Annotated in this window: 23 protein-coding genes, 1 tRNA gene, 1 pseudogene and 1 riboswitch; of the genes and pseudogenes, 11 read left to right on the plus strand and 14 right to left on the minus strand. The window is 49.8% G+C overall.

What is annotated here, in order from left to right:
* Positions 1 to 121 precede the first annotated feature (121 nt).
* The gene (locus J2Z18_RS03695) at positions 122 to 1,936 is read right to left on the minus strand and encodes an ABC transporter ATP-binding protein (RefSeq protein ID WP_210094197.1); all 1,815 of its coding nucleotides are present in this window, start codon (positions 1,934 to 1,936) and stop codon (positions 122 to 124) included.
* On the minus strand, positions 1,933 to 3,678 hold the full coding sequence (locus J2Z18_RS03700) for an ABC transporter ATP-binding protein (RefSeq protein ID WP_007130455.1): 1,746 nt from the start codon (positions 3,676 to 3,678) through the stop codon (positions 1,933 to 1,935). The genes J2Z18_RS03695 and J2Z18_RS03700 overlap by 4 nt, the downstream gene beginning before the upstream one ends.
* A 408-nt stretch (positions 3,679 to 4,086) precedes the next feature.
* Here J2Z18_RS03700 and J2Z18_RS03705 point away from each other — a divergent pair, with 408 nt between their 5' ends.
* Complete coding sequence (locus tag J2Z18_RS03705; RefSeq protein WP_144872333.1) at positions 4,087 to 4,419, plus strand: hypothetical protein; 333 nt, start codon at positions 4,087 to 4,089, stop codon at positions 4,417 to 4,419.
* Positions 4,420 to 4,567: 148 nt separating this feature from the next.
* Positions 4,568 to 5,254: a hypothetical protein gene (locus tag J2Z18_RS03710; RefSeq protein WP_210094198.1), complete on the plus strand. Its 687-nt coding sequence runs from the start codon at positions 4,568 to 4,570 to the stop codon at positions 5,252 to 5,254.
* A gap of 184 nt (positions 5,255 to 5,438) precedes the next feature.
* Here the strand turns inward: J2Z18_RS03710 and J2Z18_RS03715 are convergent, their stop codons facing one another.
* Positions 5,439 to 6,311 (minus strand): LysR family transcriptional regulator, encoded by an 873-nt coding sequence (locus tag J2Z18_RS03715; RefSeq protein ID WP_144872337.1) that lies wholly within the window; start codon positions 6,309 to 6,311, stop codon positions 5,439 to 5,441.
* Positions 6,312 to 6,553: 242 nt separating this feature from the next.
* Here J2Z18_RS03715 and J2Z18_RS03720 point away from each other — a divergent pair, with 242 nt between their 5' ends.
* From J2Z18_RS03720 to J2Z18_RS03730, 3 genes are all read left to right on the plus strand, one after another.
* Positions 6,554 to 7,672 carry an NAD(P)H-dependent flavin oxidoreductase gene (locus J2Z18_RS03720; protein ID WP_210094199.1) on the plus strand — a complete coding sequence of 373 codons (1,119 nt, stop codon included), beginning with the start codon at positions 6,554 to 6,556 and terminating at the stop codon, positions 7,670 to 7,672.
* A gap of 191 nt (positions 7,673 to 7,863) precedes the next feature.
* A complete protein-coding gene (locus J2Z18_RS03725; protein WP_210094200.1) occupies positions 7,864 to 8,790 on the plus strand; it encodes a DUF2268 domain-containing putative Zn-dependent protease in 927 nt (308 codons plus the stop codon).
* Positions 8,765 to 9,523, plus strand: a complete 759-nt coding sequence (locus J2Z18_RS03730) for a MerR family transcriptional regulator (protein WP_210094201.1) — start codon at positions 8,765 to 8,767, stop codon at positions 9,521 to 9,523. Before J2Z18_RS03725 ends, J2Z18_RS03730 begins: the two co-directional genes overlap by 26 nt.
* A gap of 167 nt (positions 9,524 to 9,690) precedes the next feature.
* Here J2Z18_RS03730 and J2Z18_RS03735 read toward each other — a convergent pair whose 3' ends face one another.
* The 3 genes from J2Z18_RS03735 to J2Z18_RS03745 form a co-directional block, all read right to left on the minus strand.
* Positions 9,691 to 10,080 (minus strand): YmaF family protein, encoded by a 390-nt coding sequence (locus J2Z18_RS03735; RefSeq protein WP_007130461.1) that lies wholly within the window; start codon positions 10,078 to 10,080, stop codon positions 9,691 to 9,693.
* Positions 10,081 to 10,100: 20 nt separating this feature from the next.
* On the minus strand, positions 10,101 to 10,862 hold the full coding sequence (locus J2Z18_RS03740; RefSeq protein WP_050954041.1) for a DUF2935 domain-containing protein: 762 nt from the start codon (positions 10,860 to 10,862) through the stop codon (positions 10,101 to 10,103).
* Positions 10,863 to 11,686: 824 nt separating this feature from the next.
* The gene (locus J2Z18_RS03745) at positions 11,687 to 12,550 is read right to left on the minus strand and encodes a carboxypeptidase-like regulatory domain-containing protein (RefSeq protein WP_210094202.1); all 864 of its coding nucleotides are present in this window, start codon (positions 12,548 to 12,550) and stop codon (positions 11,687 to 11,689) included.
* 1,043 nt (positions 12,551 to 13,593) lie between these two features.
* Here J2Z18_RS03745 and J2Z18_RS03750 point away from each other — a divergent pair.
* A complete protein-coding gene (locus tag J2Z18_RS03750; protein ID WP_210094203.1) occupies positions 13,594 to 14,124 on the plus strand; it encodes a dihydrofolate reductase family protein in 531 nt (176 codons plus the stop codon).
* Positions 14,125 to 14,399: 275 nt separating this feature from the next.
* Here the strand turns inward: J2Z18_RS03750 and J2Z18_RS03755 are convergent.
* Both J2Z18_RS03755 and J2Z18_RS03760 read right to left on the minus strand, forming a co-directional pair.
* A tRNA-Thr gene (locus tag J2Z18_RS03755) sits at positions 14,400 to 14,471 on the minus strand.
* Positions 14,472 to 14,584: 113 nt separating this feature from the next.
* Positions 14,585 to 14,890 carry an MTH1187 family thiamine-binding protein gene (locus J2Z18_RS03760; protein WP_007130466.1) on the minus strand — a complete coding sequence of 102 codons (306 nt, stop codon included), beginning with the start codon at positions 14,888 to 14,890 and terminating at the stop codon, positions 14,585 to 14,587.
* A gap of 355 nt (positions 14,891 to 15,245) precedes the next feature.
* Positions 15,246 to 15,485, plus strand: a riboswitch (cobalamin riboswitch).
* A 195-nt stretch (positions 15,486 to 15,680) separates the two neighbouring features.
* Between J2Z18_RS03760 and J2Z18_RS03765 the strand changes: the two genes are divergently transcribed.
* Together J2Z18_RS03765 and J2Z18_RS03770 are read left to right on the plus strand one after the other, a co-directional pair.
* Positions 15,681 to 18,014: a ribonucleoside-diphosphate reductase subunit alpha gene (locus J2Z18_RS03765; protein ID WP_007130467.1), complete on the plus strand. Its 2,334-nt coding sequence runs from the start codon at positions 15,681 to 15,683 to the stop codon at positions 18,012 to 18,014.
* Between the two features lie 821 nt (positions 18,015 to 18,835).
* A complete protein-coding gene (locus J2Z18_RS03770) occupies positions 18,836 to 19,867 on the plus strand; it encodes a ribonucleotide-diphosphate reductase subunit beta (protein WP_210094204.1) in 1,032 nt (343 codons plus the stop codon).
* A gap of 272 nt (positions 19,868 to 20,139) precedes the next feature.
* Here the strand turns inward: J2Z18_RS03770 and J2Z18_RS03775 are convergent, their stop codons facing one another.
* Together J2Z18_RS03775 and J2Z18_RS03780 are read right to left on the minus strand one after the other, a co-directional pair.
* Positions 20,140 to 21,081 carry a GNAT family N-acetyltransferase gene (locus J2Z18_RS03775; protein WP_210094205.1) on the minus strand — a complete coding sequence of 314 codons (942 nt, stop codon included), beginning with the start codon at positions 21,079 to 21,081 and terminating at the stop codon, positions 20,140 to 20,142.
* Between the two features lie 153 nt (positions 21,082 to 21,234).
* Positions 21,235 to 21,375 (minus strand): hypothetical protein, encoded by a 141-nt coding sequence (locus J2Z18_RS03780; RefSeq protein WP_007130470.1) that lies wholly within the window; start codon positions 21,373 to 21,375, stop codon positions 21,235 to 21,237.
* A gap of 280 nt (positions 21,376 to 21,655) precedes the next feature.
* Here J2Z18_RS03780 and J2Z18_RS03785 point away from each other — a divergent pair, with 280 nt between their 5' ends.
* From J2Z18_RS03785 to J2Z18_RS03795, 3 genes are all read left to right on the plus strand, one after another.
* On the plus strand, positions 21,656 to 22,138 hold the full coding sequence (locus J2Z18_RS03785) for a DUF2975 domain-containing protein (protein WP_007130471.1): 483 nt from the start codon (positions 21,656 to 21,658) through the stop codon (positions 22,136 to 22,138).
* Positions 22,139 to 22,148: 10 nt separating this feature from the next.
* Positions 22,149 to 22,388 carry a helix-turn-helix domain-containing protein gene (locus J2Z18_RS03790; protein ID WP_210094206.1) on the plus strand — a complete coding sequence of 80 codons (240 nt, stop codon included), beginning with the start codon at positions 22,149 to 22,151 and terminating at the stop codon, positions 22,386 to 22,388.
* A gap of 64 nt (positions 22,389 to 22,452) precedes the next feature.
* The gene (locus J2Z18_RS03795) at positions 22,453 to 23,250 is read left to right on the plus strand and encodes a DUF817 domain-containing protein (RefSeq protein WP_050954042.1); all 798 of its coding nucleotides are present in this window, start codon (positions 22,453 to 22,455) and stop codon (positions 23,248 to 23,250) included.
* A gap of 98 nt (positions 23,251 to 23,348) precedes the next feature.
* Here the strand turns inward: J2Z18_RS03795 and J2Z18_RS03800 are convergent, their stop codons facing one another.
* From J2Z18_RS03800 to J2Z18_RS03815, 4 genes and pseudogenes are all read right to left on the minus strand, one after another.
* The gene (locus J2Z18_RS03800; protein WP_007130474.1) at positions 23,349 to 24,107 is read right to left on the minus strand and encodes an AAA family ATPase; all 759 of its coding nucleotides are present in this window, start codon (positions 24,105 to 24,107) and stop codon (positions 23,349 to 23,351) included.
* Between the two features lie 194 nt (positions 24,108 to 24,301).
* On the minus strand, positions 24,302 to 24,892 hold the full coding sequence (locus tag J2Z18_RS03805; protein ID WP_210094207.1) for a P-loop nucleotide/nucleoside kinase family protein: 591 nt from the start codon (positions 24,890 to 24,892) through the stop codon (positions 24,302 to 24,304).
* 96 nt (positions 24,893 to 24,988) lie between these two features.
* Complete coding sequence (gene ssuE, locus J2Z18_RS03810; protein WP_210094350.1) at positions 24,989 to 25,534, minus strand: NADPH-dependent FMN reductase; 546 nt, start codon at positions 25,532 to 25,534, stop codon at positions 24,989 to 24,991.
* A 414-nt stretch (positions 25,535 to 25,948) separates the two neighbouring features.
* Positions 25,949 to 26,764: pseudogene (locus J2Z18_RS03815) on the minus strand (VanW family protein); the annotation flags it as partial.
* Positions 26,765 to 26,895 lie beyond the last annotated feature (131 nt).

The raw sequence follows: 26,895 nt of genomic DNA on the forward strand, positions 1-26,895 counted from the left end.
TTGCTTCCGCTTCAGCCCTTGCCCGACCACATAAAAAAAGACGCGCCCCGTATTATACGGGTACGCGTCATCTTCTTCTTGCCAATTCCCAATTCCAATAAAATCTTACGTGTTGCGTTCGTTACCTGAGAACGACTTTTTCGCTTACCGTGACCTTCGGCTCTTCACGCTCCGCGGCCGTTTGTTCTCCCGCCCACAGCAGCCTCATTTCTTCGCTTGTCGCGAGCAGCTCGGATAACGTGCCTTCCGCCTCAATCCGGCCGTCCTTCATGACGATGATATGATCCGCTTTGGCGAGCGCCGCCCTCCGGTGCGATACCGCGATGCAGGTAACATCGCTTTCCTGGAAGAGCCCCTCCCATACCTGCTGCTCCGTCTCGACATCCAGCGCGCTTGACAGGTCATCGAAAATATACAGATCCGCCCCCGTCATTAGCATGCGCGCCGTAGCCGCACGCTGGATCTGTCCTCCCGAGAGCATGACGCCCCGCGGGCCGACGAAGGTCTCGAGGCCCTGGTCGAGGTCCTGGATATCCTTCTCCATAACGGCGAGACGGATTGCGCGATTCAACGCCTCGTCCGCATGGTCTCTTTTGCCCTGGACGATGTTCTCCCTCAAGGTATCGCTGAACAAACGCGGCACCTGCGGCGTATAGGCGGCTCTCGGCGGAACCAGGAACACAGCGGGATCCACCTCCGTGCCGTTCCAGCTGATTGCCCCCTCTTGCTTCGACAGCAGACCGAGCAGGGTCCGCACAAGCGTGGACTTGCCCGCACCGATCCGCCCTGTAACCACCAGGAACTTGCCGCGCTCAAGCCGGAAGCTGATATCCGATATTCCGCTCTCGGAACCCGGATACCGGTAAGTTAGCCCGCTCACCGTAAGCTCCTTAAGCTGCAGCTTCGGATCCCTGACGGGCTCCTGCAGTTCCGGCGGCTCCCCGTTCAGGTACGTTTCCCGCGCTTCAATGAGCCGGTCCTCTTCGCCCGGCCGGAACAGCATCCGCATCCGGTCGAAGGATACCTTCAGCCGCTTATGCTGGAACACCATGTAACCAAATAAGGAAATGCTGAATCCGATGTTCGCCAAATAACTCGTGAACAAGGCGAAGTCGCCGACGCTAAACCGTCCGGCCTGCATTTCCGCAGCGCACATCAGCAGGATTAATCCTGTGCAAATGCTGAGCACATGCTGGTTCAGCGACCGCATCCACTGCTTGAACAGATTATCCTTGAGCGCTGCCTGGCGGCGCTCCTCGTTCAGCTTCGTAAAGCGCTCATGCACGTGATCCTCAGCCTGGCCGAGCTTGAGCGCCTGAACCGCGCCGAAGGTCTCCGCGATAAAACTCGTGATTCTACCGGTCGCTTCCCGGTTCTTCTGACCGTATCTCCGCGCCCGGTTGCCGGACAGATTGTTCAGCAGCGTTACGATGACCAGCGGCAGCACCGCGACCAGCATGATTTTCCAGTTAATGCTCGCCATAATGACAACGGACACCAATGCAAATACGAGACGGCCCCAGAAATCCACCCAGGACTCGACATATTCGACAACCTCATCCACGTCATCGCGGAAGCGGCTCATCGCCTCGCCCGGCGAAGCGGGCAGATTCCGCCCCGGCCAGCGCATAATGCCGGCCAGCATATTCGTGCGCAGAATCGCCTGAATGTGGTAGATATAGGTTACCCATTCATAGAACGCGGCGAAGAAAGTCCCGACTCTCGCGACCCGCACAGCCGCAATAAAAATCAGCGGCACAGCCAGCCACAGGTAGTCGGCAGCCCCGGAGCTTGCAGTCGCCCGGTCGAAGAACCACTGCATCCCGAGCCCGATCAACAGCGGCAAAGAGTGGAATACGCACCACAAGACGCCGTTAATCAAAAACAATGCGGGGCGGAAACGAAACAATCGCCCGATAAAACCGGCTACCGTCATGCAAGCTCCTCCTCTCTGCCTGTCGTCAGCAGTCTGGCATAATGGGAAGACGGATCCTGGGCCAGCGCCTCACGCTCCCCGAATTCCAGGATGCGTCCGTCGCCGAGCACCATGATTTTATCCACCTGCTCCAGCGTTGCCAGCCGGTGCGCAATAATTATTCCCGTGCATTGACGCATCAGCTGATCCACAGCCGCCTGCAGCATCGTCTCCGTGGCTGCATCCAGGCGCGAGGAAGGCTCATCCAGAATGACGAGACTCGGCTGTGTCAGAAAGACTCGCGTTAACGCGAACAGTTGGGCTTCCCCGGCAGACAAGGATGACCCTCCCGTCGATAGATGGGTGTCCAGCCCTTCCGGCTGCGCATCAATCCATTGACGAAGTCCAAGCCGCTCCGTCGTTTCCAGGATGAAGTCATCCGATACGCCGGCATCGAACAGCGTCAAGTTGTCGCGGAGCGTGCCGTCGAACAGCTGAACGTCCTGCGTCACCATCCCGACCCGCCGGTACAGGGCCGGGAGCGTCAGCTCCGTAATATCCGTGCCGCCCACGCGAATGACCCCGCCGTCGATATTGTACAGCCGCAGCAGCACCCGGCTCAGGCTCGACTTTCCGCTTCCGGTGCGTCCGATGATGCCGAGGCGCTCCCCTGGCTTCACGGTAAACGTAATGTCCTTCAGGACAGGCTTATCCTCGTTGTAGCTGAAGTTCACCCGCTCGAACTCCAGGCCGAGGGGCCCCTCCGGCAGCTGTTCCTTCTTCCCGTTTACAATCTCGCTGCGATTCGAGAGCAGTTCCCTGGAGCGGAGCATGCCGGACTTGGCTTTTTGAAATTCCTGCACCTGGTCGCCCAGCATCTCAATCGGATCGTTCAGCATCTGCGTGTATTGATAGATGAGAAACAACGTCCCGAGGCTGATCTCGCCGATGAGATAGTAGCGAACTCCGAGCAGAAGCACGCCCGTGACCGCAAGCGCGAACAGGATAACCGTGGTGTTCCAAGGGATGACGCGAAGCATCCAGGCCTTCCGCCCTTTCAGGAACACGGCCCGCATCAAACGGTAAAACCGGTTCATCACATACGGTACGTTACCATTTGCCTGCACATCCTCGATCCCGGCAATGCGCTCCTCAATCAGCCCGAACAGGGATGCGCTTGCTTCGCGCTCGTTCTTGGACGATTGAACGCCCAGGTTGCGGATGATCACCATAAACATAATCGACAGCAGCGTGAAGACGGTCATGACAATGGCAATCGGCAGATTGACCGTAAACATGAATCCTAATATGCCGGCGAGAAGCACGAAGCTGCCGATAACCTGCACGATGAACATCGCGAAAAAATTGGAGATGCTGGTCACATCGCCGTCCACGCGTTCGATCATGACGCCGGGCGTTTTCGTATTATGAAACCGCATATCCAAGCGGAGGCAATGCTTCAGCAGATCTCCGCGCAGCCGGTTCGTCGCCCGCCAGGAAATGTCGTTGCCTAAATAGCTGACCGCCACCGTAATCAGCTGATTAACAACGGCGACAATCAGAAACAGCCCTGCCAGCTGCAGCAGGGTGCCAAGCAGCCCTCCGCCCGCTGCCGTGTCGATGAACCGCTTCACGATCTGCGGATTCAATAGCTGCAGACCGCTTGATGTCAGCAGCATGACGAGCAGAATGATCAGCCTTCCCTTGACCGGACTCAAGTACCGCAGGAGCCAGGACATGGATATCTTTTCTTTTTTGGGCACAGTGCCCACCCCCATTATGCAACCAATATGGATGTCGACCTTTACGAAGCCATGATCGGATCAAGCCGCTCACCAGTAAATCATTACCAGTTTACATGATAAACCCGGCCTTTCCTAGGTAAAGAATGATTATAAAGTTCCTTCCCGGCGCAAGCAGCCAGTGGTATAGTATATGGATCATTGACAACAGTCTGTCATGTAGATCGGTCATGAAAGGAGATTCTAACGCTTCCGTTGATTCTGATGATGGTTCATGAGGTTAAATAAGCAAAAAAGCTGACCTTCCCAACACATAACAACCACCTTATGCATAAAAATCGAAGTCGGATATTTATAAACTCGTAGATATAATGAATGGATCAATACCACGTACGCCATCGCTGCGTGATCTTACCGGAGGTGCACATCATGAATACGGAGATAAACCCATTGGATGGGCTTAATGAAGAGAAGCTGCAGGAAATTCGGGATAACGCCTCGAAGCTGTCCGAGATGCAGCAGGAAGTGCCCGTTGAGGAAGTGTTCACGGATGCTTTCGTGCAGCGGCATACCGGATTTCCCTCCATTGGAGAGCTTCTGAAGTCCGCCGGATATCAAGGAACAACCGACGAGGATTTCGACCGCTTCATTCAGCATTCCTCGATTAGCCGGTTCATGGCGGAGCACACACCATTTGATAACTGGCAGGCATTCCAAGACCAGGCCGTGACCGCCTACATCACCCGATTGCTGGGATTATAAGATTGTTGTGTAAGAAGGCCTGATCCGCTGCATAAGCCCTATACGCGAAGAAGCCCCGCCGATGCTCACTCGGCGGGGCTTCCAATCTATTGTAAGGGGTGTCTTTATCATAGTTCTCGAATCTTAAAGGAAGCTTAAAGCTGGATTAGTGAAAGATAAAAAAACACTTGCCGCTCCGCTTTCAGCCATAATCTCACCTGCAATTTTTATGAACCTATCCGACGCAATTTGGTATAATATACCTACTACTGCTGTAAAGGAGAAGGGACCATTGCCTATTTTCAAGAAACTTACATTGTCTATTTTTGCGCTAAGCCTCATCTTTTTATCAGCGAACTTGTCTTACGCTGAACCACACAATCCAATGAAAATACTGAATCAGAAATACCCTAATGAAAGAGTAAAGATAATAAAATCTGCCGACCTTAATAACGACAACAAAAAAGAGTACTTCATACTTACCGAAGCGGGTAACTTTTATCTTCTTAATTCAAAAGGAATCCTTGTATTGATAAATACAGGAATTTTGAGCGATGATGACGCTGATGACCCATCGATTCAGATCTTCTCCGCTACGAAGAAAGAAATGCATGTTGCGGTCTCGTTTAACTATTTCCCTTCCAATACAAGAATGTACGTATACCGATTACAAAACGGAACCTTGATAGAGAAACTAAACATTATGGGGGATTTGCAAGTGTTCATAGACTCTAAAAGCAGAGTTGTCGAGTACTGGAAGAAGTACTTCCCGGAAGGCGGATGGGAAGCCGCTAAAGCGGTTTACACCTGGGACCCAAATAAGCTTAAATATAAGGGTTCTGGACAACTGCCATAATAGCAAAGAGACCTGTCGCATAGAGGCGACAGGTCTCTTTTAGAATCTCCCGATTCCTTAATCACTCACCTGATGCTGAGAACAAAAAGTATAAGTTAGGACCGATAGCTGATTCCCTGCTGCAGCAACCACAAAGACACGGCCCCCCAAATCCAGAAAATCCGCATTCTCTACGTCTTGTTTATTAAATATCGTTGAATCTTTCTTTGGAAATCCTAATGAATTCGGATACCGCTGCTGTTTTAAAGGTGTCTTTACGCCGTATAAACAATGTAGGTGTTCTGAGGAACTCATCCGAGATGTTGTGTGATTGTAAGTTATATTTCATCATGGCTCTTTCGATTACCGACCGAGGCAGCAGCGAAACGCCAAGCCCGGCATGAATAAATCCCAGAATCCCCTCCAAAGTTCCGAATTCCATGATTTTCGCGGAAACACCCTTTGCATGCAGCCAATCCTCGAGTATACGACGGTAATGACATCCAACACGAAATACCAATATGGTCAGATGGCGTAGATGTTCCGGCCGATGGATCGGGTCAGTTTGCCCGCCTGATAGGAGAACAAGTTCCTCAGCCCCAACTTCTACGGTTTCAAGCTCTGCATGCTCACCTGGTGAGGACACAAAAGCTCCGTCCAGCTCGTATTTCAGTACCGAATGGACAAGCTCCTCCGTCGTCCCCGTTCTGAGTACTAAATCGACGTCGGGATATGAATGATGGTATTCAGCGAGAATCGATGGAAGCCGAATCGCCGTTGTGGTTTCAAGCGATCCGATTCGAAGAGGCCCCCGAGGGATTGAACGATCGGATACGACCCGCTCTGCTTCTTGGGTAAGGAAAATAATTTTTTCAGCATAAGATTTAAGCGCCTCTCCGGATGATGTGAGCCGAACTCCCTGACGACCGCGATGAAACAGTTCTGTGTTTAGTTCGCTTTCAAGCTGCTGAATCCTAATGCTTATGCTTGACTGAACGTATTCTAACTTCTCGGCTGCTCGGGTAAAGCTCCCCTCATTGGCTACAGCCAAAAAAATCTGCATGTCCCGGATGTCCACTGCATACCTCCGTATTAGGCATTAAAATTTTTAATGTTAAACATCATTTAGATTCATTTTACTTGATATGTGAAGGCAGGTAAAATAAGCAGTAATCTTACTTACGTTTTATCATCCGTGTTTCGTAATGGATGCCCAGGTGGCGCTCAATCTAAGCTCAACCTTAATCTGCAGTTATAAGCTAAACATGTCCTCGCCATATGGAGGCACGAAATATGCATGATTAACAGGAGGCATTAAAAATGTTTGAAACAGCGATCACAAGCAAGCTCAACATTCACTATCCGATTTTTCAGGCACCGATGGCAGGCGGGCCAACGACTCCTGAGTTAGTCGCAGCCGTTTCAAACGCAGGTGGACTAGGCAACCTAGGGGCCGGATATTTAACCCCTGAACAACTCCGTCATGCCATCCGTAAGATCCGAGCGTTAACCGACCGGCCTTTCGGAGTGAATTTGTTTGTCCTGGAGCAACCGGAGGAATCCGAAGAAACCATTGCCAAAATGGCTGAATACCTGAACTCCTGCCGTAAGGAGCTTGGAATCCCGCAAAATCCACCACTTCCCCAATATTCGGAATCGTTTGAAAAGCAGGTGCAAGTACTGCTGGAGGAGCGCGTTCCCGTTTTTAGTTTCACGTTTGGTATACCATCACCGGGTGTTATTCAAAGTATGAAGCAGCGTGGAACATTTGTAATGGGTACTGCTACCACAGTAGATGAAGCTATACAATTGGAGCTATCGGGGGTTGACGCTATTGTAGCGCAGGGCAGCGAAGCAGGGGGACACCGAGGAACATTTCTGAAGAACGGCTCCGATGCTTTAATAGGACTCATGGCTCTGGTTCCCCAAATTTGTGATCATGTTTCGATTCCCGTGATCGCATCAGGGGGGATCATGGATGGACGGGGTCTCGTAGCCAGCCTTGCTTTAGGAGCAGCAGCGGTTCAAATGGGCACTGCTTTCCTGGCCTGTACAGAGAGTGGCGCACATCCTACGTACAAACAAAAGATACTTTCGGCAAACGAGGACGCTACAGTAATTACATGTGCTTACTCAGGCAAAGCAGCGCGCGGTATTCGTACAGAATTCATACGCGGTATGCATATGTATCCCGGCAAGATCCCCTCCTATCCCATTCAGCATGTCATGACACGGGATATTAGGCAAGCTGCGGCAATGGCAAACAACCCGGAGTATATGTCACTCTGGGCTGGACAAGGCTTGAGGTTGGCTAAAGCCCGACCTGCCGCTGCCATTATCAAACAAACAATGGATCAGGCGAATATGCTTGTAAACAAGAGCTTCCATTCTAAGAATGATGATCAAAGTATTCGCGACTCACAACCATTACACGAATAATTTCGCACAGAACGGACGCAGCGATCGAACGATACGCGGCTTCCGTTTTTTTATTGAACGGGGAGCTGGAAGATGAATGCATCTGGGTACGTCTTTACCTAATTTTTCATGATTTGATTCAAAGCGCTTGACTATGACGTTAGGTCATAGTGCATAATCTCGCTATGAAAACATAACTAGGAGTGAAAGATATGAACATACAAACACTGCGTTCAGACAAAATTTATCAAAAAGTTGCCCAGGCTCCGCCCGAGGAAAAGCTAGAATTATTCAGAAACGAAATTATGGCTCCCTTTATGAAGCAGTGGCAAATTCAACAGCTCCCTTTTAAAGCTGAAGAGGCCAACGGTTTTGACGTGATTACGTTTAATAGTATGATGCATCGAGCCCCTCATCAGATTAGCCCGCAGATTTCGGCAGAGATCGAGCTGATTTCGTCCGAAGCCTTTTGGTTAGAGTGTGAGCATGCCGTGAAGAAAAGCTTGAATCTATTTGTTGAGCACGATATAAATCTTCCCGTTTCCGATTATTTGTTTACCATTCAACTCGGGAATCCGGAAAACCGTGCCTTAACCATAAACGAAGGATATAGCGGTTTTGGTGGCATTCCCGGGTTTATCTGGGGTACGCTCTTGCCAAATGAATACACGATGCCTCGAATGAAGGCTGCGCTGGCGCACGAATGCAACCATAATGTGCGATACCAATTTATCCAGTGGGATCACACCGTGAATTTGGGCGAGCTCATTGTAAGTGAAGGATTGGCTGAAAATTATGCTACGTTTATGTTTGGGAAAGGATTGCTCGGTCCTTGGGTAACGAAAACAAACGCAGAAACGCTTAACCGGCGCATAAAACCTGTGCTTAGAGAGCAGCTGCAGTTAACGGGGTTTGATCAAATTGCTCCGTATCTTTACGGTGACGAGATCGCGAAGCTTCAAAATTCTCAACCAGTCAATATGCCTTATAGTGCCGGATACGCCTGCGGATATTATTTGATCCAATATTATTTAAGAAAAACAGGAAGAACGATTTTTGAGGCCACCATCACGCCTGCTGCTCAAATACTGGACGAAGTAAAAGGATTCTGGGATGAAGAAACCATTATTAGCGGTTAAGGATATTGTTCAGATTACAGGCATTACAAGTCGGACCTTGCATTATTACGATAGAATTGATTTATTCAAACCGACACATCTGACGGAAAAAGGGTATCGACTATATGATCGAAGCAGTTTGGAAAAACTTCAAACGATTTTGTTCCTAAAGGAATTGGATTTTTCCTTGAAAGAGATTGCGGACATTTTAAAGCTGACCAGGCAAGAGCAGAATCAAATCTTAAAGGAGCAGCGACAAGCCTTAATACTGAGAAAAGAAAGATTAGAAACGATCATGGAAGCTCTCGAAGAATACGTTTCGGGAAATGATATTAGTAATCTGCAGCTCTTCAACAGCACTTCCGTCCTGCCATTGAAAGAGCAGTATGCAAATGAGGCGAGATTCTTTTATGGCGAAACCGAGGCGTATAAAGAGTTTAATGATTCGTTGGAAGAATTGTCACCGGATGATAAAGAAGAAAGCTTTCAAGCCATGGAGGACATATTCAAACGAATTGCGTCTTGTATCGATCAGGATCCTTCCTCCAATGAAGTTCAGCGATTAATCGAGGAATGGAAAAATAATCTGATGCAATTCATGACATGTGATGCAGAGTTACTGGCTTGCATTGCCCATACTTACAAATTCGATGCACGATTCAAAAACTATTTTAATCAATATGGCAATGAAGAGTTGGCCGATTTTCTCTACAGTGCAATTATGCATAATATCAACCGTGAAACATCTCAATGAATGGTACATGCTCTGGATTGGGCGATCTTGTTACCTCAATAAAAAAAGAAAGCAAACACTTTCCCTAAAGGAAAATATGTGTTTGCTTTCTTTCGTTGATCAAGCTTTTTCTTTTTCTGATCATTAGAACCAACCTCATACAAAATGCATCTATACCGAATCACTGGTCAGCCGTATTCATTGCCTGTATTTCCACTATATCGATGAGCATGCGGGATTCTGCCATCAACGGTGGTATAACCTTCAAAATAATGATAGTGCCCACCACCTGCCAAGGGAATGGCAGGACCCGTAGTTCCTCTAATCATGTGCTTGTGCTGGTCATTAAACGATGTTTGAGCATGATAGTTATGGACGTGTGGAACACCACTCGGAGCTGGTTCAGTTACACCCACGTAATGATGGTAATGTCCAACATCAAAGGACGTATCTCCTTCAAAGGGATGAACATGAACGTTAACTGGCCTTCCATCCCAAGATGTAAGAAAAAGTTGATGTGAATGTCCGGAACCCGAGTCATCGGAATGAACAACAAATCCCGTTACTTGTATTTCCATCACTTAAGGCCTCCCTTACATTAAAACAGGATTTCTTTCTTGTTTACCTTCATGCCGCTCAATGACCGGTCGAACATGTCGAGTATGAATAAGAATCGTTCGGCTTCACGAAACACGTGATCTGCTAATAGAGGGTGAATGATGCTTTTGATTCGACACTGCTCAATCAAATCGCGCGCAGTCTTCTTAAAATCTCGCAAGGATTTGACTGAAACGCGGTTTTCATCAACAAATTGACTAAGCAGTGGATGTGTTTGCGATTGTGGACGCATGGAACTTAAGTCGATGGCTTGAAACATCAACGTATCGAATTCTTGGCTAAACTCTCTAGCCTGTTCCACTAATTTTCGCTCGGATGGATCAAGCAGATGACCTATAAATTTTGCATGGTCAGCCATTATTTTCAGGAAAAAGACATTTTCATCAATAATCGCATCAGGCAATGGTTCAAGTCTCCCGCTATTGAGCTCCTCCAACCGATTTCTAAAGTAATTTGCTTCCCGGCTAACATGATCGACAAGCAAGGGAAAATTGTTTCCCCCAGGAAGCTGGCACCTAAGTATAAGCCCAAGGACCTTTCTCTTAAATGCCCAAATGTGTGAAGCTGCATTGCGGACTTCTGAATTAAACTGTCTAATGGTTTCGGGATCCGTATCTGCTTGATATGAATGTGCTCTTCTTTCAATATCCTCAAATATTGCATAGAATTGGTTAGCCTCATTAATTAACTGCGTATCTTCACACCTAAATCCAAGTCGAAGAAATAAAGAATGTTCTTTCATAATGCGTGACCAAAAACGTATTTCGTCTAATGATCTGATTACAAAAGGATCCGACAAACCATCTCCCACCTTTCGGCACACTACAAGACAACAACCATAGATATTGTCATGTTATCAGAGCGTATGAGGATGGCATGTTTCAATATGCTACTGGAGAACAAAAAATCAATTAAAGAGCTAATTCACAAAAATTCCTCATCAGATATCCTGCTGGGACAGGAAAATTTCGCCGGGGTTTCCCGTCGCGTTTTAGTTCCCTTTGGGAGCGGCGCGTTTATTAACATTACCTTTCAAATCGGAAGCCCGCTTATCTTGGTACTTCCACTGCCTGACCGGTGCCTCCCCAAATAGAAAGAGCGTCCATTTCAACGCTCAAATCACATGGAAGCTAGCCACAAAAAATAAAGACGTTCTTCTAATTGCCGAAGAACACCTTTAGCACTTTAATTTATTCGGATGATTAAAAAATGTGTTTTATATAACAGCTTTAGTTTTCTTGCGGCTTACCCGTTTATTATTCCTCACCGACACCCCCAGTTTGATGTCTACCGGGCATATTCTACGGTATTTTAGGCATGAGTTTCGCTCTCTTTTACTGCTCCATTTTATTGTGTTTCTGCAACCTGCTTTGCTGCGAATGTAGAGCTGAAACCGATGCTTATAGACGGTTCGTTTTTTTCTGACAACCAAACAAAACGTGACTCGAACGGGACTGAAGCCATGCCGGACGGAATGATTCTTGCCCTTAAGCGCCAGCGGAACCCATCTACTTTCTTCAGCACCGATTGAAAAAACAGAACTGCCTGTAAGAATTTTAGTCTCCTTCATCCTGTATTCACCTGAACGGTCCCTTTCACACGATAGGTTCCCGGGGGCAAATCGCCAAATAGGTAGAGCCCCCCTTGATTCGTACGCGTAATCTGGATGATCTGTTCCACTCCTGCGTTTAACCTATAGAGCGCCACTAGGGCATTGGGTATCGCTGCTCCAGTTGCTTGGTCTGTCACGATACCACTTACAGTCCCTGTATTTGCATCCGGATCGACTGTCAGGTTGATGTCAAGGGGGGCATATTCAGGACCTTGGATCGTTACAGTGGCACTTTGGCTTGATAAAAATCCGGCTAGGGTAGCCTGAACGAAATAGGTCCCGTCCGGAAGCTCAGCAAACAAATACTGTCCGGATGCGTTGGATGTCAAGGTTCCGATCGGAGTAACCGTGCCCCCATTGATTTGAAAAAGACTAACCAAAGCATTATTCACAGGTTCATTATTCGAAACGTTCCTTACGATGCCAAACAATGCTCCTCTCGTTGCTGCGGGGTTTGGCTGTAAAGTAATCGAAACTTGTGTTGGTCGACCTTGGGTAACTGTTAGCGGAATACGGACAGGTGTCAGGTAGCCAGGTTCAGCAGCAGTGATTAAATAAGAGCCTACTGGAATATCTGGTATGATATATTGCCCCTGAGGGTTGCTGTTAACTTGCTCAAATGGCACCCCTTGAGAAGTATATAACTGTACTGTGGCAAAGGGGATCGGATTTCCATTCGGCAGCAGCACTGTCCCCTGCACGACACCAACGGAGGTGTTGGGTGAGGCTTGAAGTGCTAAATTGACACTCTCTTCTTCATGTCCATCTACGGTAACTGGAGCACTTGGTTGAAGTTTATACAAGTCGGAAATCGGCAAAACAACACCTCCTTTCACCAATCGTTCAACTCAATATATGCTTGGGCGTTTATAAGCGACTGGTCTATTGACGATACTCTTACTTTTTAAGCAGTTACTAACCTGAACAACGTCGAAAAAGCTTTCTGTCGATGATTTTGCCTCTTGCTTATGTATTTGGCATTCCGAATAAGCTGACTATCGTGTAGGAGAGCTTTCATGGGGACGGTAAATCGCCGCCCCCAAACCAAAGGGATGATCCATGAGTTTGACATGACATCACAACAGAGATGAATGAATTCTAAACAAATTTACAATGTTTTTCTTGCCGTTGTGTGATTAAATCCAAAAAGTTCCTAAGATAATAACCAAGAGAATAAATAAAACCAGGACAATACCTACTGTATTCCCATAGCCGTTGTAACAAGGTTTTTCGTAACCCACTGATATTTACCTCCTCGCATTTTGGAATAGTACAGTTTATGAGCATAGACGCCCTTAGACTGGACATTTCGGTAATAATGTTCAGAATGTGCGAATGTATCATGGAGATAGATTTCTGATCAACCATTTAATTCATTTCACGAACTATCACGCCCCTGCAGGAAATAAAAAAACGCGGAATTGAACCCCCGACCTACGCATTACAAGTGCGACACCGTAGGTTTCGGAAAGGTTCTACAGGGTTCCGGAGGTCTATTAGTTATGGGCTTTTATGCGCCTAAATCCGTTTAAGGTTCTCGAAGTATTTCTTGGCCGTTAGAAGATTTGTTAGAAGTTCTGTTAGAAGACTGAAGCCCGTGAGCTAATACTTCGGGGATTTTTAATGGGTATTCGGATTTTATAGTTGAAATCAATGATATAGCATCAGCAATGTAAATCGGGATATATGGTTGAATCGTCTAAGCTAACGTTGTATTCGGTCGGGCTGTGCCACATTAGCAATCCATGAGAAACCGGGCATGCCGTTGGATGATAAAATTTTAGACATAGAGGAGGCTGCATATGGAACGTGTAATCCTGATGATGAATGTGCAAGAAAAACAGGGAGGAGAGTCAATCACATGGCAAAAATCGTTTTCGCGTTGAATCAGTCTCTGGACGGGTTCGTCGACCACATGGCACTTCAGCGCGACCCCATGCTATTCCTTCATTTCATCGAAGACGTGCGCGGTCTGACGGGTATGCTGTACGGGCGCCGTATGTATGAGACTATGCGATATTGGGACGAAGACCCTTTTGAATGGGATGCGCAGGAACGGGAATACGCAGCTGCGTGGCAAAGCAAACCGAAGTGGGTGGTGTCGAGGACGTTAAAGTCCGTCGGACCGAACGCTTCTCTGATCGAGGGCGACCTCTCAGCGGCCATACGGGGGCTGAAGGCTCAGCATGAAGGGGACATTGAAGTTGCCGGGCCGGAGTTGGCGCACAGTCTAACGGAGCTCGGTCTCGTTGATGAGTATCGACTCTATCTCCATCCCGTCGTGCTGGGTCACGGCAAGCCGTTCTTCGCCGGACCGCGTCCGCCCCTGCGCCTCGTGGCAAGCGATCGCATTGGCGAGCAGGTGATCAGGTTGACCTACGTTCCAGTTTAGTTTTGCGGTTGGTCCAGCGACCTAAGGGGACGATAGTTCGATAAACAGCGGCGGTCTATGACTTTATTTTTTCATTCTTGGCTACCGCTGTTTAGGTTACTGTGTGTTAGTCTAGAACTTATTTTTCAAAAGGATATTGAATCCCTAATTGATGGCGAAAAACCCACTTCAATTGACTAAAAGGGTAGAAAAATGGTAAAAGATCGGCCAAAAACACGAAAAAGACGCCGTCTCCGAAAACTCGGAAAACCGCGCCGTTATTGACTTTCTAAGGATGCTGGTGAAGGGAATTGAACCCCCGACCTACGCATTACGAGTGCGTTGCTCTACCCCTGAGCTACACCAGCGAATTTGTTGAAGTTATCATTCGTTTTTGGAACAACAAAATATATTATATTCCTTCGGCGGGAAAATGCAAGCCCCTCATTAATGGAAAAAACACCCTATAGGAGGGGTTGCATTACCCGCCTAATTTCTCCTGCACCGATTGGATCTTCTGCTTGCTTGAGGATGCCCGGTCGCGCCGGTCGTCGATTTTGACAGAGGTGGATACCCGCTTGGCACCCGACAAGAACGGCGCCTCGTGCAACGCCTCGATCGCACGCCAAATCATAGGGAGCTCCCCTTCAATAATCGTGCTCATCGAAGTCAATTCGTACGTAATTCCCTCCTGTTGCTTCAATATACGCTGCATTTCCGCCACATATGAGCTTAAGCTGGTCGTTGCCGTTCCGATCGGAATGACCGTTACTTCTGCAATTGCCATCACAATAACCTCCCTCGAAGCATTCCATTCATCCACAACGTGGTTGAATCCGATATAGATATCATATCAATTCCGGGGCGTCTTTTCAAAATTTCGCAAAGTCGTCAACACACAATATCTTGTATGTCCAAGATCAAATTTTTATATGGGTCATACGATCCGTTGTCAAAACGCAACCGATGCGGAATCCGCGCAAAAACCGTCGCATTTGGTCACAATCCATGGAATCTTGAGCAGTTTTGACGGTTGGCCAACTAGCATATTACCTGTCCGTTTGCTATAATTCTCCTTGCGTTTATTTTTAAGAAATCGGTTTACAGATACAAGATATTGGGTTACATTAGATTAACGACAACCAAATATAGTGTATACAGGTGCCGCGCTAGCCTATCAGGCAGCCCGGCTTAATAGGGAAGCATGGTGAAAATCCATCACGGACCCGCCACTGTAAAGGCCTCGGGGCTGTTATGCATATGCATATGCAGCTGCCGGCAGTTTGGCAATACGTCACTGAAGTTCCCCGAAAGCGAACTTTGGGAAGACGCCGAATATGTACGGCCTAAGTCAGGAGACCTGCCTGTATACTTCAGACACCGACCTACGGGGTTATAGGGATGTGTTCGTGAAACTTGCGTCTGTACATAACATCATGCCCGAATATGGGCTTATGTCAGCTTTATTCAAACCATCCACAGCGCACGGACATTTTCAAGCCTGCCCTTAGGTTTTAGAAAATGTTTTTTTCATGTTCTTTTTTCAATTTCCCCCAAAGAAAGCGAGGATTTTTTGTATGCCCCAGCTCGTAGTTAAACCAAACAACCGTCAGCTTGCCTTTGATGAAATTCGCCTCTCCGTCTATGCCGACCGGATCCTGAAGGGATTGGACATGCTAGACAAGGAGCGCCTGCTTCGAGGCGTGAATTCCAAACTCCGCGGTGAGCAAGTTACCGGCGAGGAAATCAGCAATGCCTTTACGATGTCCGCGCTTGAGCTCGTATCCAAGGAAGAGCCTGACTGGAAATTTGCGGCGGCTCGTTCATTCCTGACATCTTTATATAAAAAAGCGGCCCACAACCGCCGCTACAAAGCCTATCCGGAAGAGCCTTACGGCGCTTTCTATCCGCTCATTACGGAGCTCGTCCAGAAGGGCATCTATCGTGAAGACCTTCTGACCTGCTACACGAAGGAGCAAATCGAGGAGCTTGGCGAGTGCATTGATCCAAGCCGCGACCTGCTGTTCGATTACATCGGTCTCTTGACGCTGGCCGAGCGTTACCTTGCAACGGATTTCGACGGGCGCGTGATGGAGCTCCCGCAGGAGCGCTACATGGTCATTGCCATGTTCCTCATGCACCAGGAGCCTGAAGACAAACGCCTCGAGCTTGTTAAGGAAGCGTACTGGGCAATGAGCAATCTGTACATGACGGCCGCAACGCCAACGATGTCCAACGCCGGCAAGAAGGTCGCAGGCCAGCTCTCCAGCTGCTTCATCGACACCGTTGACGATTCCCTGGAAGGCATCTTCGATTCCAACACCGACGTAGCCCGTCTTAGCAAAATGGGCGGCGGCATCGGCGTCTACCTCGGCAAGGTCCGCGCACGCGGCTCCGATATCCGCGGCCACAAGAACACCAGCTCCGGCGTCATCCCTTGGATCCGCCAGCTGAACAACACGGCGGTGAGCGTTGACCAGCTCGGCACACGCAAAGGCGCCATTGCGGTCTATCTGGACGTGTTCCACAAGGACATTTTGTCCTTCCTTGATCTGAAGCTGAACAACGGCGATGAGCGCATGAGAGCCCATGACGTGTTCCACGGCGTATGTCTGCCTGACCTGTTCATGGAGGCTGTTGAAGCCCGTGAAGAATGGAGCCTGTTCTGCCCGCATGAAGTGAAGAAGATCATGGGCTGGAAAGATGAGAACGGCCGCCCGCTCGGTCTTGAGGACTTCTACGATCAAACGCCGGGTCAAGGCGCGTTCCGCGAGAAATATGCGGAGGCCTTGGCGAATCCGAACCTGCCGCGCATTACCGTACAAGCGATCGATATTATGAAGCGGATCATGAAATCCCAGCTGGAGACCGGAACTCCGTACATGTTCTACCGCGATACGGTAAACCGTGCGAACCCGAACTCCGCACACGGCATGATCTACTCTTCGAACCTGTGCACGGAAATCATGCAGAACCAGTCGCCAACCGTGGTTGAGCAAGAAGAGCTCGTCACCAAAGACGGCCAAACCCGGATCGTGATTTCGAAAATCCCTGGCGATTTCGTTGTCTGCAACCTGAACTCCATTCACTTGGCGCGTGCAGTGCCTGCCGGCGTGTTGGAGCGGCTCGTACCGATCCAGGTTCGCATGCTGGACAACGTAATCGACATCAACAATATCGAAGTGCTGCAAGCTCAATATACGAACAGCCAGTACCGCGCTGTCGGACTCGGCACCTTCGGCCTGCATCATCTGCTGGCTCTCGAAGGCATCCGCTGGGAATCCGACGAAGCGGTTGAATACAATGATAATCTGTACGAACACATCAATTACCTGCTCGTGAAGTCCAGCATGGAGCTGGCCAAGGAAAAAGGCCACTATCCGAAATTCAAAGGCTCTGCCTGGGAAAGCGGCGAATACTTTACGTTCCGCGGTTACACCGACGGCGAGCATGAAGGCAAATTCGTAACGACCGAGCAGTGGCGCGAGCTGCAGAAGGAAGTTCAAGAAAATGGCGTCCGCAACGCGTGGATGTTCGCGATCGCACCGAACGGCTCCACGTCGATCATTGCCGGTTCTACGGCAAGCATCGACCCGCTGTATGAGCTGCTGTCTTATGAAGAAAAGACGACATATAAAGTAGCCAACCCGGCTCCGGATCTGTCTGAAAAAACAATCTGGTATTACAAAACAGCCTTCCTGATCGACCAGCATTGGTCCATTAAAATGGCTGCTGCCCGTCAACGTCATGTGGACCAGGCGCAAAGCTTCAACCTGTATGTTCGTCCTGACATCCGGGCATCGGAATTCCTGGACCTGCACCTGCATGCCTGGAAAGCCGGCATCAAGACAACGTACTATGTGCGCAGCCGTGCGCTGACGATTGAAGAATGCGAAAGCTGTGCTAGCTAACGAACCCACCCAAACCCTCCCTTCCAAGGGAGGGCCCCAAGGGCTCTGCCCTCTGGACACCCGCAAGCTTGTGAAATGAGACGGATGCGGCGCTTCTTCCAGGTACTTTGGTGCTAGGAGCGCTTTCTCCCTGCGGGAACGCTGGAATGTTGGTGCAGGGACGAATGATTTCATGCGTGCTTTGATGGTGCGACTTCCTGCAAGGATCGCTCTCCCTTTGGGATTCGCTGCTCATGCGGCGCGAACACAATGAGCGGGCTGCTTGCGTGTTTGGTGCGACTTCCTGCGGGGATCGCTCTCCCTTCGGGATTCGCTGCTCATGCGGCGCGAACATAATGAGCGGGCTGCTTGCTTGTTTGGTGCAACTTCCTGCAAGGATCGCTCTCCCTTCGGGATTTGCTGCTCATGCGGCGCGAACACAATGAGCGGGCTGCTTGCGTGTTTGGTGCAACTTCCTGCAAGGATCGCTCTCCCTTTGGGATTCGCTGCTCATGTGGCGCGAATACAATGAGCGGCTGCTTGCGTGTTTGGTTCAACTTCCTGCAAGGATCGCTCTCCCTTTGGGATTCGCTGCTCATGTGGCGCAAACACAATGAGCGGGCTGCTTGCGTTTAGTCGAGCGCGAAGCGAACATCCGTTGAGTAAGCAATAAAAAAGACTACAAGGGTAAGGGTATCCAATCGGAGGAGTTTACGTCCGCCTTTGGGAGCCCTTTGCACCCTTCACAATACATTCAGGCAAAGGGCGGACAACAGCGGCCGGAGAGTGGATACCCGTCCTGTTGATACCCGCCCTACTATAAATGCAAGGAGAGAATGGTTATGCAAATGCAAAAAATATTCAATACCGAAGCACCTAACCGCTCCACACGGATCATTGAGGGCGAATGCTCAGGGATCCTCAACTGGAACGATATTCGGATGCCTCATATGTACAAGCTGTACAAGGTGCTGCTGCTGAACCACTGGATCGCGGACGAAATCCCGATGTCCAAGGATGCGCAGCAATTCCCGCACCTTGATCCGGAGGAGCAGCGCACCTTCAAGATCAACATCTCCCTGCTGGCTGTGCTGGACTCCATGCAGACGATGTTTGTCAGCGACGTGAAGCGCTATTTCACCGACTCCTCGCTTGAGGCCATCTCGGCCATTATCGGGCAGCAGGAAGTCGTTCATAACCAATCCTACTCCTATGTGCTCTCCTCGATCGTTACGGAGCAGGAGCAAAAGGAAATTTTCGAATACTGGAAGCATGATCCGGTTCTGCTGGAGCGCAATCAGTTCATCTCGAACATTTACCAGAGCTTCCGGGACAATCCGTCGCCGCAATCCTTCTTTGAAGCGATGGTCGCCGACCTGATTCTCGAGGGCATTTTCTTCTATAGTACGTTCGCCTTCTTCTATAACCTGGCCCGTGATCAGAAGATGATGGCAACGAGCCAAATGATCTCCTACATTCAGCGTGACGAGAACCAGCATTGCTACTTCTTCGCTGAAGTGTTCAAGCAGCTGCTCAAGGACTTCCCTGAGCTGAACACGAAGGAGAACATCGATTACGTGTACCGCACGATCGATCGCGCGGTCGAGCTGGAGACGAACTGGGCGCATTACACGCTGAGCAATGTGCGCGGCATTGATCTGAACGAGCTGTCCGATTACATCAAATACATCGCCAACCGCCGCATCACCATGATGGGACTGGAGAAAGCGTACGAAGGCGTGGACGTGAACTGCATGCCATGGATCAAGCCGTTCTCCGACGAAGCGCTGAATGCAACGAAGACTGACTTCTTCGAAGCGAAGTCCCGCAACTACGGGAAAGTCGGCGACGACAACGGGTTTGACGATCTGTAAGCTGTACTCGCAGGTAAGCCCGGATCTGCCAAGCTTTTATCTCTCATAGACAAAACCTCCGCTATCCCTGCAAAGGGATGGACGGAGGTTTTTTACATGGATGACAGGGTGGATGATGAATTTACTTCGATGACATGATGGATGCCATCATGATTTTACTTGGGCGGATGAACTGTTGAATATATTTGGATGGGCTATATGGATGAATTACTTGGACGGGTTACATGAATGAATTCCCTCTGGACGCGATCCCTCTTCCTGCCCGCCTTTTCTTATCCGGCAGCCGCCCATACCTCGATCTCGACCTTCAGCTCCGGCATCGCAAGCCCCGGCACATAAGCCATCGTCATCGCCGGCGGCCGACCGCCATGGAACTTCGCCCACACCTCATGGAAATGGCTCCAATCGACCTCTTCCACTGCCCAAATATTGATTTTGACGATATGGTCCGCCGTGAGCGATTCGGCTTCCAGCAACCGCTGAATATTCGCAAGCGTATGCTCCACCTGCTGCTTCATGTCATCCGGCAGCTTCCCTTCCGGATCGGTTCCGACTTGGCCGGAGAAGACCAGCAGCGCGGCTCCATGCGGCACCTTGGTGACATGGGTGTACGGACCGAGCGGCGGCGCAATGACGGGCGGGTTGCAACGTTCAATTCCGGACCGCTTCTCCTCATCGGCTTCGTTTAGGATCGCCAGCGTTTGATGGTCCTCCCACCGTCCGTTGATGTTGACGTTTTTACGGGCGATGCCTTCCTTATGGAACCCGGCCTTCAACAGCACGTTCATCGAGCCGAGATTATGCGGCATGACTCCCGCCTCGATCCGGTGGAACCGCAGCTCCTCGAAGGCATGGCGGACGACCAGCCGTACGGCTTCCGTCATGTACCCCTGCCCATTGAATGACTTATCCAGAAAATAGCCGATCCAGCAGCTCTGCAAATTCCCACGCACCGGCTCGGTCAGCATGACTTCACCGATGATCTGCCCGGTGTCCCGCAATACAATGGCATACAGATAGCCTTGATCCGTTTCCCGATCGTCCACCGCCTTCCGGATCCGTTCGATCTGTCCCTCCTTGGTAAAAAAATGCTCGTCCCGCTTGCCAGTAAACCGCTGAAAAAACTCCCGATTCTCCTTCTCCAGCTTCAGCAGAGCCTCGGCATCCGAAAGCTCCACCGGCTTCACAACAATACGTTCCCCTTGCAGCTGCATGCAAATCTCTCCTTTTTCGATAGGATGATATGGCCGCATCTCCTATGCGGCAAAACAAAAAAACACCATAGGTTATACCTGTGGCGTACGCTGCCGATCCATGCACCACAGGTAAGCGACCTGTGGCGTTTATTCCACTGTATCCTTACATGATCATGAGGCCGATCGCAGGATAACGGTCGCGTTCAGTTTCCAATTGTGGACACACTTCTCCCGTGATTGGCCAAGATCAAAGAAAACAGCGGTGGAGTATCCGATGCCGGGGGACAACGAAACAAGCGATCTCTTCTTCATCCGAATACTCCTCCTCTTCGTTAAAAAATGAACTTTCCTAACCTGCCGTACGTTCTTAATCCCCCATAGAATACATCATTTCAAAACGGTTGGCAAATCGCCGCCGCATCCCCTTACCATCCCGATTCTACCTGGACTGAAGGTCTAATCGCAGCTATGGATTTATGACGACAGGAATATTCCATAACAACAATAAATTAATATTAATCAATATTAATTTATTGATAAACGATAAAAGTCGTGTTATTATGATGAACAATAAATAAGCGAGGTGCATGTTATGAAACAAGGAACAACACTCTTTTTAAGAATCGCGGTTATTCTGATTGGAATTCCGGTTCTTGCTTTGTGCATATTTGTGGTGCCTAATATCGCGAGTTTCGCGGCTGAATTGTATCCGGACCATGTTTATCTAAAATATCTCGTTTCCATCGATTTGTATGCATCGGCGATCCCCTTTTACTTAGCTCTGTATCAGGCTTTTAAGCTGTTAAACTACATCGACCAGAATAAAGCCTTCTCCGAATTGTCCGTGAAGGCATTAAAGAGTATTAGGAACTGCGCCATTACGATCAGCATTTTGTATGCGGCCGGCATGCCGCTCTTCTATCTCCTGGCGGAGAAAGATGATGCCCCGGGGATCATCGTGCTCGGACTGGTCATTATTTTTGCTTCATCCGTGATCGCCGTCTTTGCCGCTGTTCTCCAAAGACTTTTACAAGAAGCGATTCATATCAAATCCGAAAATGATTTAACGGTCTGAGGTGAAAACAATGGCAATTATAATCAACATTGATGTGATGCTGGCCAAACGGAAAATGAGTGTTACCGAGCTGTCGGAGAGGGTAGGAATCACCATGGCAAACCTGTCGATATTGAAGAACGGAAAGGCCAAAGCGATTCGCTTCTCAACGTTAGAAGCCATTTGCAAGGCTTTGGACTGCCAGCCCGGAGATATTTTAGAATACCGCGATGAAGACGTCCAGGTTAAACGGGATTCATCAGGGAGTTAGTTCAATGAATCCATTCCAGAAGGGGAGCTTGCTCATGGACCATTCAAAAATGGAGACGCGCAGCATGAGGGCACTACGACAGCTCGTTCGTTTTGGTTGGGAGCAGGCCTTATCGTGCTTGTTTCCGGTCGTTATTTTTGCCTCATTGGCCTTTACGAAATTCGTGCCGCTTCCCTTCCTTCCGCGCTACGACTGGCTTCTCATTATCTGCCTGCTGATGCAGTGGTGGATGGTGCGTTCCGGGCTTGAAACACGGGATGAACTCAAAGTGATCACGTTGTTCCACCTGATCGGACTCGCTCTTGAAATTTTCAAGGTTCACATGGGCTCTTGGTCATACCCGGAGGAGGGATATTTTAAAATCTTTGGCGTGCCTCTGTATAGCGGATTCATGTACGCAAGCGTAGCAAGTTATCTGTGCCAGGCTTGGAGGCGGCTGAAGGTTGAACTGGTGAAATGGCCTCCTTTCTCGCTCGTTGTAACGCTGGCAGCCGCGATTTATTTAAATTTCTTCACGCACCACTATTGGATCGACGTTCGATGGTGGTTATCCGGACTCGTCATCCTCGTCTTTTGGCCATCCTGGGTCACCTACGAGGTGAACGGGACTCGTTATCGGATGCCGCTTGCCCTTTCTTTTGTACTTATCGGATTTTTTATATGGGTTGCCGAAAATATCGCAACATTCTTTGGCGCGTGGAAATATCCAAACCAGGCCGAAGCCTGGAGTCTCGTTCATCTGGGGAAGGTGAGCTCATGGCTCTTATTGGTGATTGTCAGCTTTCTGATCGTGGCAACGTTAAAGCTGGTCAAAGGAAAGGGAAAGCATTCCGACAGGAAAGATCACTGGTATAACGGTTAGGGACCCTGCTATTAAAAAAGTCGAATCCTTACATGGTAAGGTTCGACTTTTTTAGTGCAGCGTTCTGCTGAAACACGGGTTTTACGAATAAAATCACGCTATTCCTCATCGTCCGCAAACAGTTCGCGCAGCATCGCTCCCCGGTTGTTTACGAATTCCTTGGTGATCATATAATGGTCCGTCTCCTCCAGGCTGGACTCCTCTACGCCCTCAGGGGTCAGCTTATAAATGACCGAGTCCGGGTAAGCCATGACAATCGGGGAGTGCGTCGAAATAATGAACTGCGAATCCTCCTGAACCAGATCATGGATTCTCCGAAGCAGCGCCATTTGGCGAAACGGGGACAGCGCCGCTTCCGGCTCATCCATAATGTACAGCCCGCTCCCGCGGAACCGGTGCAAAAAGGTGGCAAAGAAGGATTCCCCGTGCGACTGCGCATGCAAGGATTTTCCTCCGTAGGAATCGTACAGCCCGGGAATCTCCCGCTCCATCGCATCCACCTCGGACGCAACGTTGTAGTAGCTCTCCGCCCGGAAGAAGAAGCCGTCCCGCGGTTTGCGGACGCCCCGGACCGTTCGGATGTATTCATACAGCCTCGAATGGGTTTCCTCGGTAGCGAACGAGAAATTCATCGTTCCCCCTTCCGGATTGAAGCCGAGTGCCGCCGCAATCGCCTCCAGCAGCGTCGATTTGCCCATTCCGTTCTCCCCAACGATGTAGGTGACCTTCGGATGGAACGTCAAGCCGTCCATCGCGTTTACAGCCGGCAGATTGAAAGGATATTCCCGAAATGAAGGTATCCGGTCTCTCATAAGCACAACGCTTCGTAAATAAGCCAGCATGGCAGAGCTCTCCAAGGGCCTTCCCTCCTTGCGTCCTATGATTAAAATCTACGATTCGGCGGGTTACATAATGCTCGGCACCTGCTTATCCTGCATCTCCCTATACGACAAGCGCGCATGACGGCTTCATGAAGATAGCCTGCCATGCGCGCAGCATAAGCTTCGTGGTGAACGAAAAGCCGGTCCTTTTGCCAAAAAGGGGGGCCTTTCTATTCCTGCACGATGAATTGGTACAGCTCGTCCACCTTATCCTCGGTAAGATCACCGCTGTTGTCGAATACTTTGATCGACGTCTGCGGAATGTCCCAATTCACTTCCGGCACGAAATCCACCCGCTTCTTGAAGTCATCCCAATGGTCCAGCTTCCACTGGTCCCGCTCCGTTTGGCGATCGATAATCCGCTCCTTCTGCAGATCCATATCCTTTAACGTCACCACGATCACCTTCACGTCCACATCGCTCTTCGTCAGGCCAGCGGCCGTGATGACCTCCTTGATCCACTCGCGGTTCTTGAGCTCGGCGGTAAACGGCGAAATCATGAATACGTTCTGCCCCGCATTCAAATTCTCGATGCAGATATCCTTCGTTGTATCATATTCGAGGTCGCGCAGATTTTCCTTATAGAAGGAAGAGTCCCGGTCATTCGGATCCAGTCCGTTGCTTTCCAGGAATTTTTCAACAAAACGGCCGCCTACCGTATCGCGGTCAAGAAAAGCGGCCGGTATACGTACCGCAAGCTTCTTGGCAACGGTGGTTTTCCCCGTCCCTGCGACTCCGACAAAAAACACTAGCTTCTGCAATTGCTATCCCTCCACGGTTTGATGTATATAGGTTTGATGTATATAGGTTCAAAGTATCTTGGTTCCATCTATCAAGTGGCCAGCAGCGGCAAGCGGTTAACCGCGCCCGGTCCGGTAACGAGTCTCCTCGATCAGCTCCTCTATCGCTTGAGCCAGGCGCTCTTGAAGCACCTCCGCTACATCAAAGCCGCCATCCTCCGTACGAGCCACCTGGGCGTCCACCGCATACACGCCGCCGAGAATATGGCGGGCTCCGATTGAGGAGAGCACGGGCTTCAGTGAATAATCAATCGCCAGCAAATGTGCCAATGAACCGCCGATAAAGAGCGGAAGCACGATTTTCCCGGCCAGGCCCTTCTGCGGAATCAAATCCAGAAACGTCTTAAGCACCCCCGTATAGGAAGCCTTATATACCGGACTCGCTACAATGACGGCATCGGCCTCGGCGACGAGGCCGTTCGCTTTGACGATATGCTCGCTCTCGAATTTGGTATGGATCAGATCCTCAGGCGGAAGTGAAGCAACATCAATCCGGCTCACCTCGAAATTCGCGGCAGTCAGCGCCTGCTCGGCATATTCCATAATCGCATTCAAGCGGGAGCCTGCTGTCGGACTCCCGTTAATGATGACAGCTTTCGCCATTTTTCTCACCTCGGTTATTTTCATAATGTTTCCGTCATCCCCTCCCGGACGCCCTCGCTAATGTCCCCCGTCGGGAAAGATCGGACGGTATGTATGCTCCACTTCCATATACCAAGGCTTTACATAAACGCACCCGCAAAGTCTTCGTTCATCAATAAGGGCCGTCAGCCCTCCCGGAACGTTACGGAATGTCAAATCAGAGCAAATTAGTCAGAATTATTATCATCGTATCAATGTGTCTGCGTCTTTGTCAATGGACGCCTACGACATATAACGCTCTGCAGGCAGTGCATGAACATGGACGATTCATCAGCCGGTAAAAATGGTTGCTTTCTCTGTGTTCTCTGCTGTCTGTGCTGCTTGTGCTTTCCCTGTGTTCTCTGCTGTCTGTGCTGCTTGTGCTTTCTCTGTACTCTCTGTGTCCTCTGCGTTCTGGGCAAGCAGGGGAGAATACATCATAAGCGCATGATTCTCCGTAATCCATTCATCGTCAAGCAGCTCGCCTTCCCGGCTGAACACCTTCCGGCCGATCACGTTATGCCGCGCATATCCGCCCCACGCTTCCTGCGTGATGCGGTGCTCCCGCTCATACACCTGATAGCGGTACAGCGGCTGAGCCGTACAGCGCCACTCCCCGATCAGCTCCTCGTCTGATACATATACCGACAGCTGATAAATATCCTCCGTCGGATTATAAATCTGTAGATCCAAATAATTGTAAGCACAGGTCGCTCCGCTGCCGAACGGCTGGGTGCGGCCAGAATCCGGAAACACGTCGTAGCTGTGGCGATGACGCTCTGTCACCTGAAGCGGCGTATGCAGCGTCATCCAGTATATCAAATTCGAGAGCTGGCACAGGCCTCCGCCGATGCCTGCCCTAAAGCCGCCGTAAAAGAGCACCATGCCATCCACATAACCTTTGCGCCGGGTAGGACGGCCGATCATTTTCCAATAGGACATGGTTTCGCCGGGACGGATGAGAAGGCCGTCCAGACGTCGCACCGCAAGGCGCAGATTGATTACTTTATTATGCTGGTACCACATGTCGACATCCTTCAGCCGGCGCATCAGCGGCGTCCGATGCTTGAAGACGGGATAGTGCAGCGGCTCGGAAGACCTTATCCGTGCCATGCCTCTTCTGCCTTGCTTCAGCCATTCCCAATAGCGCCGGCAGGTAAAATACTGTTTTCCCGCCCAAAGCCTTAGTTTAGAGCGTTTCACCGGTTTCATGACTTCCCATTCTCCCCTCGCGGACCATTCCCGTTAATCCCAACACTTCCATCAATTTGGAAACAGTTTAACACACTATTTGCAGGATGTTGTGAATATCTTGTAATGAGGCCGCACCCCGAACTGGGCGA

This window comes from Paenibacillus lactis (assembly GCF_017873605.1).
GTDB classification, from domain to species: domain Bacteria; phylum Bacillota; class Bacilli; order Paenibacillales; family Paenibacillaceae; genus Paenibacillus_AQ; species Paenibacillus_AQ lactis.